This is a genomic window from Candidatus Cloacimonadota bacterium (genome assembly GCA_012516855.1).
In the GTDB taxonomy this organism is placed as follows: Bacteria; Cloacimonadota; Cloacimonadia; order Cloacimonadales; family Cloacimonadaceae; genus Syntrophosphaera.
In genome coordinates this window covers 40,265-57,548 of the sequence record JAAYWB010000066.1, presented here as the reverse complement: position 1 = coordinate 57,548, position 17,284 = coordinate 40,265, and the positions used below count along the sequence as shown (strand labels likewise).

Sequence of the window (17,284 nt, the reverse complement as noted above, 5' to 3'; positions counted from 1 at the left end):
AGAGCGGTTCATGGACAAAAACATACTACTTGGCGTGAGCGGCGGCATCGCCGCTTACAAAGCTATCGACCTGGCTAGCAAGCTGAGCAAGGCGGGTTACAGCGTGAAGACCATCCTGACTGAAAATGCCTCGCGCTTTGTGGCGGGGATCAACTTCGCCGCCATCACCCACGGCAGCGTGCACAGCCAGCTTTTCGAGGACGCCGATCCCATTCCGCATATCACTTTGGCGGACTGGGCGGACCTGATCGTGGTGGCTCCCGCCACAGCCAACATCCTTGCCAAAGCGGCCCAGGGCTTTGCCGACGATCTGCTTTCCACCACTCTGCTGGCTCATGCCGAGCCTGTTCTTTACGTTCCGGCGATGAATGTGAACATGTATCAGAGTCAGGCCACACAGGCCAACCTTAACATCCTGCGAGTGCGGGGAAACCATGTTCTGGAGCCGAATACAGGGCTGCTCGCCTGCGGATATGAGGGCAAGGGAAAGTATCCTCCCAACGCGGAGGTCGCAAATGCCATCCGCTGCTATTTGGAATATCCTGAAGACCTTGACGGGATCAGCGTTCTGGTCACCGCAGGCGCCACAGCAGAGCCGATAGATCCCATGCGCCTGATCACCAACAAATCCAGCGGCAGGATGGGCCTGGCTATCGCCAGGGCTTTCGCCCTCAGGGGCGCCAAGGTCACTCTGGTCCACGGTTTGATGGAAGAAACCCCTCCCTACTATCTGCATCAGGCCATCTTCGCACCCACGGTGCAACTGATGTATGACGCCGTTATCAAGGCTGCCAAAGGCTGCCGAATTATCGTGAAATGTGCCGCCGTATCTGATTTCAAGCCGCTCAAAGCATCTTCCCACAAGATCAAGAAAGGCGGCAGCCTCAACCTGGAACTGGCGCCCACGCCGGATATCCTTGCCCAACTCGGAAAACAGAAAACCAAGAAACAGAAGCTGGTGGGCTTTGCCGCGGAGACCGACAATCTGATCGCCAACGCCAGGGAAAAGCTTCAGAAAAAGAACCTGGACCTCATCTGCGTGAATCATCTGGACACCGCGGGGGCTGACCAGACCACGCTTTCTGTCATCAGTGCCGGTGACAACAAAAACAAAAAAACCCTGCAACTGAGCGGCGACAAGTTTGAAGTCGCACTACGTCTTGTGGAGCGGATCGTAAAGCCATGAAGCAGTTGCTGATCATCACCGGCGCCAACGGCCAGGTGGGGTCTTACCTCGCCCAGGCCTGGGCGGAAACGCGTTTGCCGATGCTCTTGTTGATACATTCCGATGGCCGGCGTTTGGAAAAGCTGAGTTCCCGGCCGGAGATAATGATCAAAGCCTGCGACTTGCGCGACCTTGCCTCTTTCAAAGCCGCCCTGGATGAAGCTTGCCGGGCCTTGGACGCCGTTCCGGCCAGGCTTGTGCACACAGCCGCGATACGCAGCTACGACGCCAGAACTCTGGCTAAGGGCGAGCCCCTTATTTGGAGTGAAATATTTAACGCCAACGTGAGCATGGCCTATAATGTCCTCAAGGCTTGTCTGCCGGGTATGTTGAGTGGTAGATTTGGCCGGATCGTGATGTTCGCTTCGAACGTGGTCCAAACCGGCCTGCACAGCGGTTCTGCCTACGCGGCAGCGAAAGCCGCGATCGTGAATCTGGTCCGCAGCGTGGCTTTGGAGGCTGCCCCGGACAACGTTTTGATCAACTCCATTTCTCCGGCCCCGGTGGAAACTGACCTTGAAAGCGACTACGAGGGTGAATACCTGGCTTTCCGCCAACGCTATTTCGCTGCGTACCGGGCGGCCAGCCCCACCGGAAAACTCGTCTCCATGCAGGAACTGAAGCGCGTGGCGGAACTGCTGTTGAGTGAAGAACTGGCCAACCTCACCGGCCAGAACCTGGTGATCGACGGAGGCGCCTCAGCGCCCCTGCCCGCTTCGCCCGAAACCGGCAATTGAAGCCAAATCCAATCTCCCACCAGGACTTTCAGGCCGTGCCGGACCTTCTTGACGTCGAAAGCTACAACTATGAATTGCCGCCGGAGCTTATTGCCCAGCATCCCCTTGCGCGGCGGGAAAGTTCCCGCCTGATGTGTGTGGAAATGTCCACGGGAAACATTGTCCACCGCAGGTTTTCGGATGTTTTGGGTCTCCTCGCTCCCGGTGAGGTGCTGGTTTTGAATTCCAGCAAGGTGATTCCCGCCCGCCTCTTCGGGGAAAAATCCACCGGCACCAGGATAGAGGTGCTGCTTTTGCACAAGCTGGATGAAGCGCGCTGGAAATGCATGGTCCATCCCGGCAAAAGGCTCAAAACCGAGCAGTGGCTGCGATTCTCACCAACCTTGAAAGGCTGGCTGTCTCTGGCTGACGAAGACGGATTGCGGGAAATCGAATTCGGGGAGCCGGATACTTACTGGCAAGAAATAGAAAGGATTGGACACGTTCCCCTGCCGCCTTACATCAAGCGTCCGGACAATTCATCCGACCGCGGCGACTATCAAACCGTTTATGCGAAATCACCTGGCTCCGTGGCTGCTCCCACCGCCGGACTTCACTTCAGCTCTGAATTGCTGGAAGCGCTGAAGCAAAAAGGGGTGCTGGTGGTGGAGGTGATCCTCCATGTGGGGATGGGAACCTTTTTGCCGGTGAAAAGCCAGCGCGTTGACGCCCACAAGATGCACAGCGAGTTTTGCACCATGCCGGAGGAAACGGCCGCGGAAATCAACTCCGCCAAAGCTGAAGGGCGGCGCGTTATCGCCGTGGGCAGCACTTCCGTGCGCACCCTGGAAAGTTTCTGGAATGGCAAAAGCCTCAAAAGCGGCTCGCTTTGGACTGACATTTTCATCTATCCCGGCCGTGAGATCAAGGTCGCCGATGCCCTCATCACGAATTTCCATCTGCCCAAATCGACCCTGCTGATGATGGTTTCCGCCTTTGCGGGCCATGAACTGGTGCGCCGGGCATATCAGCTCGCGGTTGACGAAAAATACCGCTTCTTCAGCTACGGCGACGCGATGTATATCTCATGATCACAAGGCTTTTATACGATACTTTGGACAACAGCATTCTGGAATATGACAGGCTGGCCTCCATCGGTTCAGCCTCCGACCGCTGGATTGTCCGCGCCAAACGCCAAACCGCCGGGGTCGGGCGCAACGAAAACACCTGGCATTCTCCCCGGGGCGGCCTCTGGCTCAGTTTTGATTTCCATTATCCCCGGGCTGTGCCTTCTTTTCCTCTCTATGTGGGTTATTGTCTTCACAACGTGCTTTCCCGGTCATTCGGGCTTGATAAGCTCAGCGTGAAGTGGCCCAATGACCTCTATCTGGAGGATAAAAAACTGGCCGGGATCCTCTGCCAGCATCGGCAAAATCCCTCCCGTTACCTGGTCAGCCTGGGCTTGAACAGCAACTGCGAAATGGATGATGTATTACTTGAACTGAATGCGGCCAATCTATCCTCCTACATGAAGATGCCTGTATCCAACAACTGTCTTGCCAGCTTGGTGGTTCAAAGTATTCGCAACCATTCCGCCATGCTTGCCACGCCGGAGGTGTATCTTGACTATTGCGGCAAACACCTGTATGGCTTGGGGCGGGAGGCGGAGCTTGAATCCGGCGGCTCAATGCTGAGGGGGAGGATATCTGGGCTTTCAGACGAAGGTTTCCTGCTTTTGAGAGACAATGAAGGCAGGATTGAAACGATCACCCACGGCAGTTTGAGAACAATCTGACGGCTTATCCGGCAGCTTTTTCTTGACAGATAAGGCCGTTGGAAATGCTTTGCGACAATAGAAGAGAAATATAATTTCCGGGAGGAATTAATGAACAAATGGATAGTAATCGTCCTCGCCGTTATGCTTGGCCTCTATGCCTGTGCCGGCACCAAAACCGTCACCGAGGCCGTGCCCAAGGCTGAAATCACCACCAAAGTGGCGATCCTGCCCTTGAAGGCGCTGGACAGTTCCAGCCGTTATATCACCAAGATCCTCACTGTGAGAGATCTTGACCTCACTTTCGACAAATATGCCAATTACGTTCTTCTGGACATGGACGAAACGGCAGCGCACTTCCGCGAATCCGGATACAGGGACGTGGAAGACCTCGAGAAGGAAGAGTTGGTGGAAATATCCAAAACCCTCGCTTCCGATGTGATCCTGATAGGCAATGTGAGCGAAAGCCGCGGCCTTTATAACATCACAATGCGTATGTACAGCACCCTTTCCGGAGAACTCAAACAGATCAGCTTCAACGTTGGCAAGGAAAAAACCTCCCGCTGGCAGGCTTTGGACAACGGCATGATGAAAGAACTTGACGGGTTCATCTCCGGCGAGATGGACAAGATCTTCAACATCGCCACCAGCTATTACAACAACGGCAACTACGTGGAGGCCGAAAAATCGCTCAAGCAGGTCGTGGCGCTGAAGCCGGACAAGGTGGAAGCCTATATCATCCTTGGTAACACCTACCTTAAAACCGACCGTATCGATCTGGCCGAAGCCACCTTCGTGAAAGGCGACGAAATCGATCCTAAGAACATCACCATCATGCGCGCGCTGAATGACATCTATGAAAAAACCAATCAGACCGCCAAGCGCATCGCCCTGTTGGAAGGTTACGCAGAAGCCTCCAAAGATGCCGAAACCTGGCTGGCCGTGGGCAACCTGTATGTCCAGCAGGGCAATTCCGCCAAGGCCAAAGCCTCATTCCAGAAAGCCCTTGCCATCGATCCGGAATATTCGGCGGCCAACGTTCGCCTGGCTTTCATGCTTTACGATGAGGGTAGCTATGCCGAATCGATTCCCCTCCTCGAAGAAGCCTTTGAACTGGCCCCGGACAACGATCTCGTCAGCAGCCGCCTGGCAACTGCCTATCAGAAGAGCGGACGCATCCAGGACGCCATCGCCAAATACGAAGGCCTGATCAAAAACGATCCCAACAACGTGAACGCCTATCTGAACCTGGTGAACCTCTACCGCACGGACAACAAGGATTCCAAGGCGATCGAAACCGTCAATGCCCTCAAGAAGGTTGACCCCAACAATCCTTACGTTTACCTGAACCTGGCCGCCATCTACCTCTCCCAGAATAAATACAACGACGCGGAAACCAACGCTAACCTCACCCTTTCCAAAGACTCCAGCCTGTATCAGCCTTACGTGATCCTGGCTTCGGTCTTCCAGTCTCGCGGCACCGACGCCTACAACACCTATCTGGATTTGGACCGCCAGGCCTCAGCCGCGGTCGGCAAAAAAGCCACCGACCTCAGAAAGAAGCGCGACGCGGCCAAAGGCAACGCCCAATCGTTGCTTGGCAAATCAAGGGATCACCTGAACAGCGCCAGAAACAGAGCCAGCGAATCGTCCGCTATAAACGACATCAACAACCGGCTCGGCCGGGTTAACGAACTCATCGGCAAGTTGCAATAAATATAATAGTTATGATTGTAAAGACGCCCGGGTTTTCCGGGCGTTCTTTTTTTATGGACGGGTAAAGTCCCTATTTCGATGCTGGCCTTGGCGTACAGCGAACGCAGTCGGCATGGATGAAAGGAAGTATCAAAAGGTTCATTCATTGCTGCCGTCGAAGCTCATCCTTCGCTCGACGACAGCCCGTGGTCGGGAGAATCGATATCCTCAGGCCGTTAAGGCCCTTTATCTGGATACAGAAGGGCCTCCCGCCCGATATCCGCATCCGATGCGAGGATTTACCGGGAGGCGGGGGAGAGGGATGGAATCAAGCGCTAAGGGTCTGACCGTCAGGATATCGTGATGGGTAAACATTATATTTGCAAGGGGGCGGAAAAAAGAACTGGACAAATCGCCTGCATCCAAAAAGCTGACACAAAATTCCATAGGAGAATGAAATGGCACTTAAACCTGAGGCCAAAACGGCTATCATGGCAGAGTTTAAACTCCATGAATCAGACACCGGCTCGCCTGAAGTTCAGGTTGCTCTTCTCACCCGGCGGATCAATGACATAACGACCCACCTGAAAGAGCATTCCAAAGACTTCAGCACCAGACGCGGGCTGTTGAAACTGATCGGGCAGAGAAGGCGCTTGCTTGACTACCTCATGCGGAAAGACATCAACCGCTACCGCGAGCTGATCAAAGCGCTTAAAATCCGCAGATAAATTCCGCCAAAATAGGACGAGGTGGATTCTCACTAAATTGTTTTGGCGGGATCCACCTTTCTCTTATCTAAACGTCCGGAACGGTTCCGGACACGAGACTTCAACCTCCAGGGGAGTACGAGCAATAAGCTGAAAGCCACTCCGGGAATTCAGCCTATTGCTTCTTCTCCCTCGGAACAACCAGGAGAAATATATGCATAACTTCAACATTGTCAAACGCGAACTCGATTTCTGCGGACGTCCGCTCTACGTGGAAACCGGCAGAATGGCCAAACAAGCCAACGGAAGCGTTTTCATCCGTTACGGGGGCACCGCTGTCCTCGTTACCGCCACCATGAGCAAAGAGCCTGCTGAAAACCAGGATTTCTTCCCGCTCACGGTTGATTACATCGAAAAAATGTACGCCAGCGGCAAGATCCCCGGCGGCTTTTTCAAACGCGAAGCCCGTCCCACAACCGACGCAACCCTTTCTGCCAGGGTCATTGACCGCAGCATCAGGCCGTTGTTTCCTGAGGGATTCCGCAACCAGGTGCACGTTGTTCTGAACGTCCTCGCTTACGACGGGGAGAACGACGCCTCTGTCCTTGGCGTTTTCGGCGCTTCTTTGGCCCTCACCCTTTCCGACATTCCTTTCCACGGCCCCATCGCGGGCGTGAAAGTCGGCCACATCGACGGGCAGATTGTTGTTAACCCCTACAAGAGCCAGATGGACGAAAATTCCAGGCTGGACCTGGACGTGGCCGCTTCAGCCACCTCGGTGGTGATGGTGGAATCCTCGGCTCTGGAACTGAGTGAAGAGACCATCCTGGATGCAGTTTACACCGGGCACGAAGAGATTAAAAAGCTCTGCGCCCTGCAACTGGATATGGCCGCCGAAATCGGCAAAGAAAAAGTGGAAGTGACTTTGCTGGAGATACCGGCCGAGATTATGGACAAAGTGGAAGCCGGCTACGGAAGCCGCATCGCCGAAGCCGCCGTCATCTTTGGCAAACAGGAACGCCAGGACGCCTTCGACGCCGCAGAAGCGGAGTTGCTCGAAAAGGCTCTGGAAGAGGACCCCGAAGGCTTCGAAGAGAATGAAAAATGGTACAAAGCTGCCTTTGAAGAGCTGATCCGCCGCTACGTGCGTGAATCCATTCTGGAAAAACACCACCGCGTTGATGGACGCAGCCTGGATGACATCCGCGACATCACCTGCGAAATCGACGTTCTGCCTATCGTGCATGGCTCCGCGCTGTTCACCAGGGGCGAAACCCAGTCCCTGGGCACCGTCACCCTCGGCGGCGGCAGCGACGAACAGGTTATCGATGGCCTCGAGGTCGAGTATAAGAAACACTTTTACCTGCATTACAACTTCCCGCCCTTCAGCGTGGGCGAAGCTGGCAGAATGGGTCCCGTTGGACGCCGCGAACTGGGGCACGGAAACCTGGCTGAACGCGCCCTGAAAGCCGTTTTGCCGGACCGCGAGACTTTTCCATACACGATACGGATCGTGGCTGACACCCTGGAATCAAACGGTTCCTCGTCCCAGGCTTCAATATGCAGCGGCTGCCTGGCAATGATGGCCGCGGGCGTTCCCATCAAGGCACCGGTGGCGGGAATTGCCAACGGTCTGATCATGGATGGCGACAAATACGTGATCCTCACCGACATCATGGGCCTGGAAGACCATCTGGGCGACATGGACTTCAAGTGCGCCGGCACCCGCAAAGGCATCACCGCCATGCAAATGGACATCAAAGTGGAAGGCATCACCCGAGACATCATGCGCATCGCTTTGGAAAAAGCGCATACAGCGCGTTTCCGCATTCTGGACATCATGGGCGAATGCATACCCGAGCCCAGAGAAGACCTTGCCCCGACAGCTCCACGCATTGAAGCTTTCAAGGTCCCCGTGGACAAGATTGGCGAAATCATCGGGCCGAGCGGAAAGATGATCAAATCGATCATCGAAGCTTGCCAGGCGGAGATCGACATCAACGACGACGGCACCGTGCGTATCCTTTCCCCGAACAAGGATTCGATCATGAAAGCCAAGGAGATCATCAAAGGCATCGCCATCGATCCAGAAGTTGGAGAAGAATTTGAAGGTCCCGTCACCCGGATCGAGCCTTACGGCGTGTTTGTGAAGATACTTGGCGGCGCCAAAGAAGGCATGGTCCACGTTTCCCAGATGCACCACACACGTATCGGGCATCCGGAAGACATGGTCAAATTGGGAGATATCGTCCATGTGAAGAGCCTGGGAATGGACAAAGGCAAGCTGGCGCTCACCATGAAAGGCGTTGAAGGCAATCCCGAGCCCGATCCCAACGCTCCCAAGCATGAACGTCCCCCAAGGCGTGATGACAGGGGCGGCAACCGCCGCAATTCCGGACGCGGCGGCGGGTCCCACAGAAGATAACTGATTAAACCGTGCCGGAGCCATAGTCATTGGGTCCGGCACTTAACTTTTTCACAGGATGGAAAACATGGAATATTCAGTGGCCGATATCACTTTGGCCGATTTTGGCCGCAAAGAGATCAAGCTGGCTGAGATCGAAATGCCCGGATTGATGGCTCTGCGCCGGAAGTTCAATGGAAAGAAGCCGCTCCAGGGCGCCAGGATCACCGGCAGCCTGCACATGACCGTGCAGACAGCGGTTCTCATAGAGACCCTTGTGGAACTCGGTGCGAAAGTCCGCTGGGCCAGCTGCAATATCTTTTCCACCCAAGACCACGCGGCGGCGGCCATTGCTGCCGGCGGAGTGCCCGTTTTCGCCTGGAAGGGAGAAACTCTTCAGGAATACTGGCAATGCACCCTGAAAGCGCTGTCCTGGCCGGATGGCGGGCCTGACCTCATTGTGGACGATGGGGGAGACGCGACCCTGATGGTGCATGAAGGATACAAACTTGAACAAGAATTCGCGGCTTCCGGTGTTCTGCCCAAGGCAAACGCTGAAACCGCCGAATTCAGGATCGTGCAGGAACTTCTCATCTCTGGCCTTGAGGACGATCCCCAGAAATGGCACAGGGTGTCTGAGAACCTGAAAGGCGTAAGCGAAGAGACCACCACCGGCGTTAATCGGCTTTACCAGAAGCTGGCTGCCGGCGAATTGCTCTTTCCGGCTTTCAATGTGAACGATTCGGTCACCAAATCCAAGTTCGACAACCTTTACGGCTGCCGTGAATCCCTGGCTGACGGCATCAAGCGTGGCACCGACGTGATGGTGGCTGGAAAGGTGGTGATGGTTTGCGGTTATGGCGACGTCGGCAAAGGCTGCGCTCAGTCGATGCGCGGCTTTGGCGCCAGGGTTGTGATAAGCGAGATCGATCCCATCTGCGCGCTTCAGGCTGCCATGGAGGGCTTTGAAGTGAACACCGTGGATAACATGCTGGAAGAGGCGGACATCTTTGTGACCGCCACCGGGAATTGTGACGTGATCCGCGTTGACCACATGCTCAAGATGAAAGACCACGCCATCGTTTGCAATATCGGCCATTTCGACAACGAGATCCAGGTGGACAAGCTGTTTTCCCTGGAAGGGGTGACGCGCGAAACAGTTAAGCCCCAAGTTGACAAGATCCACCTGCCCAACGGCAAATCGATAATCCTGCTTTCCGAGGGCCGGCTGGTCAATCTTGGCAACGCCACCGGCCATCCCTCATTCGTGATGAGCTGCTCCTTCACCAATCAGGTGCTGGCGCAACTGGAACTCTGGCAAAACAAACATAAGATCGGGGTTTACACACTGCCCAAGACCCTCGATGAAGAAGTGGCCAGATTGCACTTGAACAAACTTGGGGTTCAGCTTACCCATCTGAGCAGGCATCAGGCCGAATATATCAACGTTCCGATCGAAGGCCCTTACAAGCCTGACTTTTACAGATACTGACCCGGATGGCCACCCACAGCCCGGTTCTGATTGACGAGCTTTTCGGAGAGCTGGCTCCCGCACCGGAAGGACAGCGTTGGGAAGTGATCCACACCAAACCGCGCTGCGAGAAGAAACTGGCTGAATACGCCCGGCGCAACGGCATTACCTACTATCTGCCCCAGATGGACAGCAAACGCGTTTACCAGCGCCGGGTGGTGAGTTTCACCAAACCCATGTTCCCCAGCTACCTTTTCTGCGTGCTGGGCCCCCGTAGCCGCCAGACCCTGCTCATTTCCGGCTACACGGTGTCCTTCATCCGCGTCCACCAGCAGGAGCAACTTCTGCAGGAACTGCGGAACATCAAGCTCAGCCGACTGCCCGAGATCGAGCTGCAAAACACCATCTGGCTTTCGGAAGGACTCCAGGTCGAGATCATGCAGGGGCCGCTGAAAGGGGTGACAGGTGTTGTGGAAAGCCACGACAAGCTGGATGAGGTGCGTTTGCAGGTGCAAATCCTCAGGCGAGCCGTGCTGGTGAAGATTGATCCGCGCAACGTTAAAATCCTGGGCGAATATACGATTGTGGAGAAAGAAAGATGAAGATCCTGATCACTGGAGGGGCGGGATTCATTGGCTCCCATGTGGCCGATGCCTGCCTGGAAGCGGGGCATCAGGTTGTGGTGGTGGATGACCTTTCCAGCGGAAACTTCGCCAACCTCAATCCCGCGGTGAAGTTTTACCAACTCGATATCCGCGATCCCGCCCTGGAGGAGGTTTTTGCCACTGAAAAACCGGATGTTGTGAACCATCACGCCGCCCAGATAAGCGTTCCCCACTCCGTCACGGAGCCCCTGCTGGATGCCCAGATCAACATCCTGGGTCTGGTTAACGTGCTGGAAAACTGCGTAAAGCATCACATTAAGAAAGTGATATTTATCTCCTCCGGCGGAGCCATTTACGGCGAGGCGGAAGAGTATCCCACCACAGAAGATTACCCGCCCCAGCCCCTGTCCGTTTATGCCATCAACAAATTCGCCGGGGAAAACTACCTTCGCTTTTACCGGCACCAGTACGGACTGGAGTACACCGTTTTGCGCTATGCCAATGTGTTTGGACCGCGTCAGATTGCCCAGGGGGAAGCGGGTGTGGTTTCCATCTTTGTAGAAAAGCTGCTACAGGATTCCGCCCCCACCATTTATGCCTATCCGGACGACCCGGAAGGAATGATCCGCGACTATGTTTATGTGAAAGACGTGGTTCGCGCAAATCTGGCAGTGCTGGACCGCGGAAGCAATGAAGTCTTCAACATCGGCACCTGCGAGGAGACCACCACTTCGCAACTTTATAAAACCATTCTCTGGCAGTTGGGTAAAAAAATCCAGCCTCTGAAGGGCCCCGCCCGCAAGGGTGATCTGCGCCGCTCCATGCTGGACAATTCCAAAGCCTTCAAAGAGCTTGGCTGGAGCCCTATCTACTCCCTTGAGGACGGGATAAGGGAAACCGTGACCTGGTTCAAGGCCAGAAAGGAGAAATCATGAAAGTGGCAATGGTAGGTTCAGGTTATGTGGGCCTGGTGAGCGGGGCTTGCTTCGCTGACATGGGAAATCAGGTGGTCTGCGTTGACAACGACACTGCCAAGATAGCCAGACTGCAAAAAAATGAAATACCCATCTATGAGCCTGGGTTGCAGGAGCTGGTGGAGACTAACAGTGCCGCTGGACGTCTGTCTTTCACCACGAACATCGCTGAGGCAGTTGCGGCCTCCAGCGTGATCTTCATTGCCGTGGGCACCCCTCCGGACCAGGATGGCTCAGCAGACCTGCAATACGTTTTGGCTGTGGCCCGGGACATCGCGCGCAGCATGAAAGAGTACAAGATCGTGGTTAATAAATCCACTGTCCCGGTTGGTACCGCCGACCTCGTGGCCAAAACCATCAGGGAAGTTCAAGCCGAACGAGGGGTGGAAATCCCCTTCGCGGTGGTCTCCAATCCCGAATTCTTGAAGGAAGGGGCTGCCATTGCAGATTTTATGGGCCCTGATAGAGTTGTGATCGGCGCTGACGACCGCAAAGCCGGGGAAGTGCTGCGCGAGCTTTATCTGCCCTTCAACCGCACCCGCGAACGTATCATAATCATGAGCGTCCGCTCCGCTGAAATGACAAAATACGCCGCCAACGCCATGCTGGCCACCAAGATATCTTTCATGAACGAAATCTCCCGCCTCTGCGAAGCCCTTGGCGCCGACATCGGCGAAGTGCGCAACGGCATCGGTTCGGACAGCCGCATCGGCTATAAATTCATCTATCCCGGCGTCGGCTACGGCGGCTCCTGCTTTCCCAAGGACATCCGCGCCCTCATCCAGATGCAGCGCCAGGCCGGTCTGCAACCCCTCATTACAGAAGCCGTGGAAGAGATCAACCAAGGGCAGAAACTCGTTCTGGCACAAAAGGTCAAGCGGATGTTCGGCGAAAACCTTGCTGGAAAGACCTTTGCTGTCTGGGGCCTGGCCTTCAAACCCAAAACCGACGATATGCGGGAAGCTCCATCCGTTGTGATCATCAACAGCCTCCTCAAGGCCGGGGCACAAATCCGGGCATACGATCCCGCCGCCATGACCGAAGCCAGAAGAATCTTCGGTGACAGGGACGGCATCAGCTATGGCGAGGACCAGTATTCCATTCTGGAAGGCGCCGACGCCCTCATCCTGGTCACCGAATGGCACCAGTTCCGCCATCCGGATTTGGAACGGGTCAAGCAAGCCCTCAAATCCCCCGTCTTCTTTGACGGGCGCAACCAGTTCGAGCCCAAGAACATGCGCGAACAAGGTTTCACCCATATCTCCATCGGGCGCGAATAAAAACCCGTCCATCCTGTTTGGCAGCCTCCGTTTTGCGGGGGCTTTTTTGCGCCCTCCAACCATAATTATGATGACCTTGAAATAATGTCTTGACTGTTACCGCTCCGCTGAATATTTGGGCAGTCAGATGCGTGTTTCCAAGATGAAACGGCCTCATATAATTACAGCAAAACAAACGGGCGTGAATGGCAAGGGATGCACTAATTTTTATTTGGGAGATCTTTAATGGAGAACATCCGAATTGGCATTGTCGGAAACATCGGAGTGGGCAAATCCACTTTCATTGAAGCGGCCAGTTCCGCGCCCCTCAACAAGGTGCTCACTTCCCTTTATCCAAAGCCCAACGGCACGGAGGGAGTTTTCGCCTTTCCGGAGAAATTCAATCCCCTCGTGCTGGATGCTTTTTACAAAGACCCCGTCGCCAACGCCTTCATGGCCCAAATTGAGTTCTTCAACGGCCGGCTGGACCGCCAGAAGTTGATCCATGCCTGCAGGGGAATCGTGCTGGAAGACAGGACCCTGGCGGAGGACTATCATATTTTCGGGAAGGCCCAGCGCATCCTCAAAAACATGTCCGAACCTGAATTCATGGCCTACCAGCGCACCTATAGGCTGATGACAGAACAGATCAAGGAGCCTGACCTGCTGGTGTATTTCAGGGCGGAAGTTCCGGTCCTTTTGGAAAGGATCAGGGAGCGGGGCCGGGAAAGCGAACTGGCCATTTCCGCCGACTACCTCCAGCTTTTGAACAACCTGTATGAGGATTTCGTAGCCAACCATGTCAAGTGCCCCGTGTTGGTGATCAACGCGGACAAGTCAGTGGACAAGATGGAGTGGCAGCGCCGCACCGCAAACCTTATCGCGGAACAAGTGAAAAGCCTGAAGCTTCGTGTTTCGAGCCCCGGAATAAGTGAATGGGTGAAACTGCCCCAAACAGAAGCCACCCTCAGGGCAATAGACGTCGAGCGCCAACTGGAAGAATATCTGGCCGAGCATCCCAAGCTGATAACCATCGCCGGCAACGTCGGTCTGGGCAAAACCACCCTCGCGGCCATCATGGAACGCAGCCTGAAAATCAACACGCTTTATGAAAAGCCGGAGGAAAATCCGCTGCTGGAAAAGTTTCTTGGTGACAAGAAAGCCCATTGCTATGCTCTTCAGAAGCATTTTCTGGAAATGAGGGCGAGGCAGCGCCAGATGGGCAAAAGCGGTTCCGGAAGCTACGTAAAGGACCGCTCCCTGCCAGAGGACCTGCTGGTCTTTTGCAACCAATTCCACGCCGACGGCCTGCTCACCGACGACGAACTTGACAACCTCGTAACCCAATTCCAAACAGTGAACAGGGAACTCCCCTCATCAGACCTGATAATCCTGCTACACGGAAGCCCTTCCCTGGCCTGGGAAAGAATCCAGCAACGCGGACGGGAAATGGAAGTGGAGGGGGGCTGGCAATTCTCTGAGATAAACAATCTCAATCACTGGTACAAGTCCTACGGGCAGAATGTGGTTAAGTTCGGTTTTCACGACGGCCCCATTCTGGACATCGACGTGGAAAAGCTGGATTTAACCAACCGCATCCACGTGGGCTACATATTCGAACGGGTGCTGGAAAGCCTGAAAGGGCGGGATTAGAGACGCCTTCCCCTTCATCACAGAGATTCCCTCAAGCGAACGACCCAACCCTGGTGTTTCATTGTCTGTTCGACCTTTGCCCCTTCCCACTCGCCTCCTTTTCGCCTCCCGCGGACTTCCCGTTTGAAAGGCGGGAACTCAGCGGGAAGTGAATGGGATGTGGATGAGAAGGGGCAAAGGAGGAATCAGAGGCGAAACTTCCACTGGGAATGGGGGAGGGCTCAGTCCCCGAAATAATCAGCTATTGTCTTCATCCAATCCGGGATGGGGATGTGTTGAGGGCATTTGCTGAGGCATTCACCGCAGCCCACGCATTTGCTTGCGCGCGACTTGGTTGGAATCCAGTTCCGGTATTCCTTTTGGTGTCTCTCTTTCTCGCCGAACATCATGGATTCGTTGTAATATCCAAACACCGAGGGGATGGACACCCCGTGGGGGCAGGGCAGGCAATAGCGGCATTCGGAGCAGGGGATGGTGATCCTGTGAAGGTATTCCAAACGGGCTTCATTAAAGAGCTTCATCTCTTTCTCGTCTATCTGCCCGGTTTTGAAGGCATTGGCGAGGCTGATGTTCTCCTTAAGCTGGTCCATGTTGCTCATTCCGGACAGGAGCACCGAAAGGGATTCCAGATTCCAAACCCAATTAAGGGCGCGCTGGACGGGGCTCCAGTCGTTTTTGCTCTTTGCCCAGACAGCCTGCACGGAATCCGGCACATGGTCCACAAGTTTCCCTCCGCGCAGAGGCTCCATGGCTATGATGCCCAAGCCCTTGGCTGAGGCGAGCTTGTAGCCTTTCATCCCGGCCTGGTATTGGGTGTCCAGAAAGTTGAGCATGAACTGGCAGAAATCCCAGTCGTAGCATTCCACTATTTGCTTGAAGACGGAATACTCATCATGGAAGGAAAAGCCGATGTGGCGAATCCTGCCGTCGGCGCGGGAGTTGTCAAGCCAGTCCAGCACGCCGAGGCGCAGCATCTCTTTCCAGGAATGCGCGTTGAGGGCGTGGAGCAGGTAATAGTCTATATGATCCGTCTTCAGACGTTCAAGCTGTTGATTCAGGTAAGAATCCATGTCAGCGCGGGTTTTCACCAGCCAGCAGGGGAGTTTGGTGGCGATGAACAATTTGGAGCGGTCGGTTTGGGTCACAAATTCACCCAATAGGGGTTCGCTGGCGCCGCCGTGGTAACCCCAGGCAGTGTCAAAATAATTCACTCCGTTATCCAGCGCGAAATGCAACATGGCGAGGGCCTTATCTTCATCTATCTTGCCGGCTTTGGTCTGGGGCAGGCGCATCAGGCCGAAACCGAGGGCAGAAAGCCTGTCTTTGGATTTGGGCATGGTTCTGTATTGCATAATCAATTCCTTTAATTACCATACTGGGGGCAGGGAAAATCCTGTCAATGGAATTTCACGCTGCCACATAAATGCCGGCTGGTTTCTCGCGAGCCTCCGAACTCAGATCCGGGCTTGCCGGGAAAAGAATGCCTTGACACAAAGATGAGTTATAGGATTTGGCTTATGGCAAAGAAAAAAAATACCTTAATGGAGGAAAAAATGTCCGAGAAACTCAAATACGGAACTATCAGCTCTAAAGAATCTATGGAGCTTGAAGAGAAGTACGGAGCGCATAACTACCATCCGCTGCCAGTGGTGCTGGCCAAGGGCGAGGGAGTCTTTCTCTGGGACCCGGAGGGAAACAAATACTACGATTTCCTGTCGGCATATTCAGCCGTGAACCAGGGACACTGCCATCCCAAGATCATCCAGGCCCTCATTGACCAGGCCAAGGAACTGACCCTTACCTCCCGGGCTTTTTTCAACAACAAGCTGGGTGACTACGAAAAGTTTATCACAGAGTATTTTGGCTACGATATGGTGCTGCCAATGAACACCGGTGCGGAAGGAGTGGAAACTGCCCTCAAGCTGGCCCGCAAATGGGCTTATGAGGTGAAGGGCGTGGAAAAAGACGGCGCGATCATCATCTTTGCCGCCAATAACTTCCACGGACGCACCATCGCAATAGTTTCCGCTTCCACCGATCCCGACTGCTACGAAGGATTCGGCCCCTTCCTGCCCGGCATCGTCACAATTCCCTACAACTCAGTGGATGCCCTCAAAGAGTATCTGGAAAAGCACGGCAAGAACGTAGCCGCCTTCATCGTTGAACCGATACAGGGTGAAGCTGGCGTCTTCGTTCCGGACGAAGGCTACCTGAAATCCTGCTTTGACCTCTGCAAAGAGCACAACGTGCTGTTCATCGCCGACGAGATCCAGACAGGCATCGCCCGCACCGGCAAGCTGCTGGCTTGCGATTATGAGGATGTGCGCCCCGACATCCTGATCCTGGGCAAGGCCCTGGCTGGCGGTGTGCTGCCGGTTTCAGCCGTTTTGGCCGACCGCGAGATCATGCTCACCATCAAGCCCGGACAGCACGGTTCCACCTTCGGCGGCTTCCCGCTCGCCTGCGTTGTGGCCAAAGCAGCGCTGGAAGTGGTGAAAGAAGAAAACCTGGCCGCGCGCGCCTTTGAACTGGGTGAGAAATTTCGCAAAGCCCTGAAAGCCATCAAGAACCCCATGATCAAACTGGTGCGGGGCAAAGGCCTGCTGAACGCCATCGTTGTGGAACCCAAGAATGGCTACGAGGCCTGGGACGTTTGCATAAAACTGAAGGAAAGAGGCGTGCTCTGCAAACCCACCCACCGCCACATAATCCGTCTGGCACCACCGCTTGTCATCACCGAAGAACAGCTTGACGAAGTGGCGAAGATCATTGAAGAAGTGTTTAACTCAATCTAAAACAAT

At 54.7% G+C, this 17,284-nt stretch carries 14 protein-coding genes; 13 read left to right on the top strand and 1 reads right to left on the bottom strand.

Features of this window, described 5'->3' with window-relative positions; translation table 11 throughout:
- Nucleotides 1–10 precede the first annotated feature (10 nt).
- From coaBC to GX466_06845, 12 genes are all read left to right on the top strand, one after another.
- A complete protein-coding gene (gene coaBC, locus GX466_06900; GenBank protein ID NLH93929.1) occupies nt 11–1,186 on the top strand; it encodes a bifunctional phosphopantothenoylcysteine decarboxylase/phosphopantothenate--cysteine ligase CoaBC in 1,176 nt (391 codons plus the stop codon).
- Nucleotides 1,183–1,962, top strand: coding sequence for an SDR family oxidoreductase (locus GX466_06895; protein NLH93928.1), 780 nt, complete (start codon nt 1,183–1,185; stop codon nt 1,960–1,962). Before coaBC ends, GX466_06895 begins: the two co-directional genes overlap by 4 nt.
- 35 nt (nt 1,963–1,997) lie before the next feature.
- The gene (queA, locus tag GX466_06890) at nt 1,998–3,032 is read left to right on the top strand and encodes a tRNA preQ1(34) S-adenosylmethionine ribosyltransferase-isomerase QueA (protein ID NLH93927.1); all 1,035 of its coding nucleotides are present in this window, start codon (nt 1,998–2,000) and stop codon (nt 3,030–3,032) included.
- Nucleotides 3,029–3,736, top strand: coding sequence for a biotin--[acetyl-CoA-carboxylase] ligase (locus tag GX466_06885; GenBank protein ID NLH93926.1), 708 nt, complete (start codon nt 3,029–3,031; stop codon nt 3,734–3,736). Before queA ends, GX466_06885 begins: the two co-directional genes overlap by 4 nt.
- A 90-nt stretch (nt 3,737–3,826) precedes the next feature.
- Nucleotides 3,827–5,431 carry a tetratricopeptide repeat protein gene (locus tag GX466_06880; GenBank protein NLH93925.1) on the top strand — a complete coding sequence of 535 codons (1,605 nt, stop codon included), beginning with the start codon at nt 3,827–3,829 and terminating at the stop codon, nt 5,429–5,431.
- A gap of 437 nt (nt 5,432–5,868) precedes the next feature.
- On the top strand, nt 5,869–6,138 hold the full coding sequence (gene rpsO, locus GX466_06875; GenBank protein NLH93924.1) for a 30S ribosomal protein S15: 270 nt from the start codon (nt 5,869–5,871) through the stop codon (nt 6,136–6,138).
- A 193-nt stretch (nt 6,139–6,331) separates the two neighbouring features.
- The gene (pnp, locus tag GX466_06870; GenBank protein NLH93923.1) at nt 6,332–8,542 is read left to right on the top strand and encodes a polyribonucleotide nucleotidyltransferase; all 2,211 of its coding nucleotides are present in this window, start codon (nt 6,332–6,334) and stop codon (nt 8,540–8,542) included.
- A gap of 67 nt (nt 8,543–8,609) precedes the next feature.
- The gene (locus GX466_06865; GenBank protein NLH93922.1) at nt 8,610–10,013 is read left to right on the top strand and encodes an adenosylhomocysteinase; all 1,404 of its coding nucleotides are present in this window, start codon (nt 8,610–8,612) and stop codon (nt 10,011–10,013) included.
- A 5-nt stretch (nt 10,014–10,018) separates the two neighbouring features.
- Complete coding sequence (locus GX466_06860; protein ID NLH93921.1) at nt 10,019–10,594, top strand: hypothetical protein; 576 nt, start codon at nt 10,019–10,021, stop codon at nt 10,592–10,594.
- On the top strand, nt 10,591–11,532 hold the full coding sequence (locus tag GX466_06855; protein ID NLH93920.1) for an NAD-dependent epimerase/dehydratase family protein: 942 nt from the start codon (nt 10,591–10,593) through the stop codon (nt 11,530–11,532). The genes GX466_06860 and GX466_06855 overlap by 4 nt, the downstream gene beginning before the upstream one ends.
- Complete coding sequence (locus tag GX466_06850; protein NLH93919.1) at nt 11,529–12,851, top strand: UDP-glucose/GDP-mannose dehydrogenase family protein; 1,323 nt, start codon at nt 11,529–11,531, stop codon at nt 12,849–12,851. The genes GX466_06855 and GX466_06850 overlap by 4 nt, the downstream gene beginning before the upstream one ends.
- 225 nt (nt 12,852–13,076) lie before the next feature.
- Nucleotides 13,077–14,483 (top strand): deoxynucleoside kinase, encoded by a 1,407-nt coding sequence (locus GX466_06845; GenBank protein ID NLH93918.1) that lies wholly within the window; start codon nt 13,077–13,079, stop codon nt 14,481–14,483.
- Nucleotides 14,484–14,704: 221 nt separating this feature from the next.
- On the opposite strand, the gene GX466_06840 is transcribed toward GX466_06845, so the two are convergent.
- A complete protein-coding gene (locus tag GX466_06840) occupies nt 14,705–15,835 on the bottom strand; it encodes an aldo/keto reductase (protein ID NLH93917.1) in 1,131 nt (376 codons plus the stop codon).
- Between the two features lie 189 nt (nt 15,836–16,024).
- Between GX466_06840 and rocD the strand changes: the two genes are divergently transcribed.
- Nucleotides 16,025–17,278 (top strand): ornithine--oxo-acid transaminase, encoded by a 1,254-nt coding sequence (gene rocD, locus GX466_06835; protein NLH93916.1) that lies wholly within the window; start codon nt 16,025–16,027, stop codon nt 17,276–17,278.
- Nucleotides 17,279–17,284 lie beyond the last annotated feature (6 nt).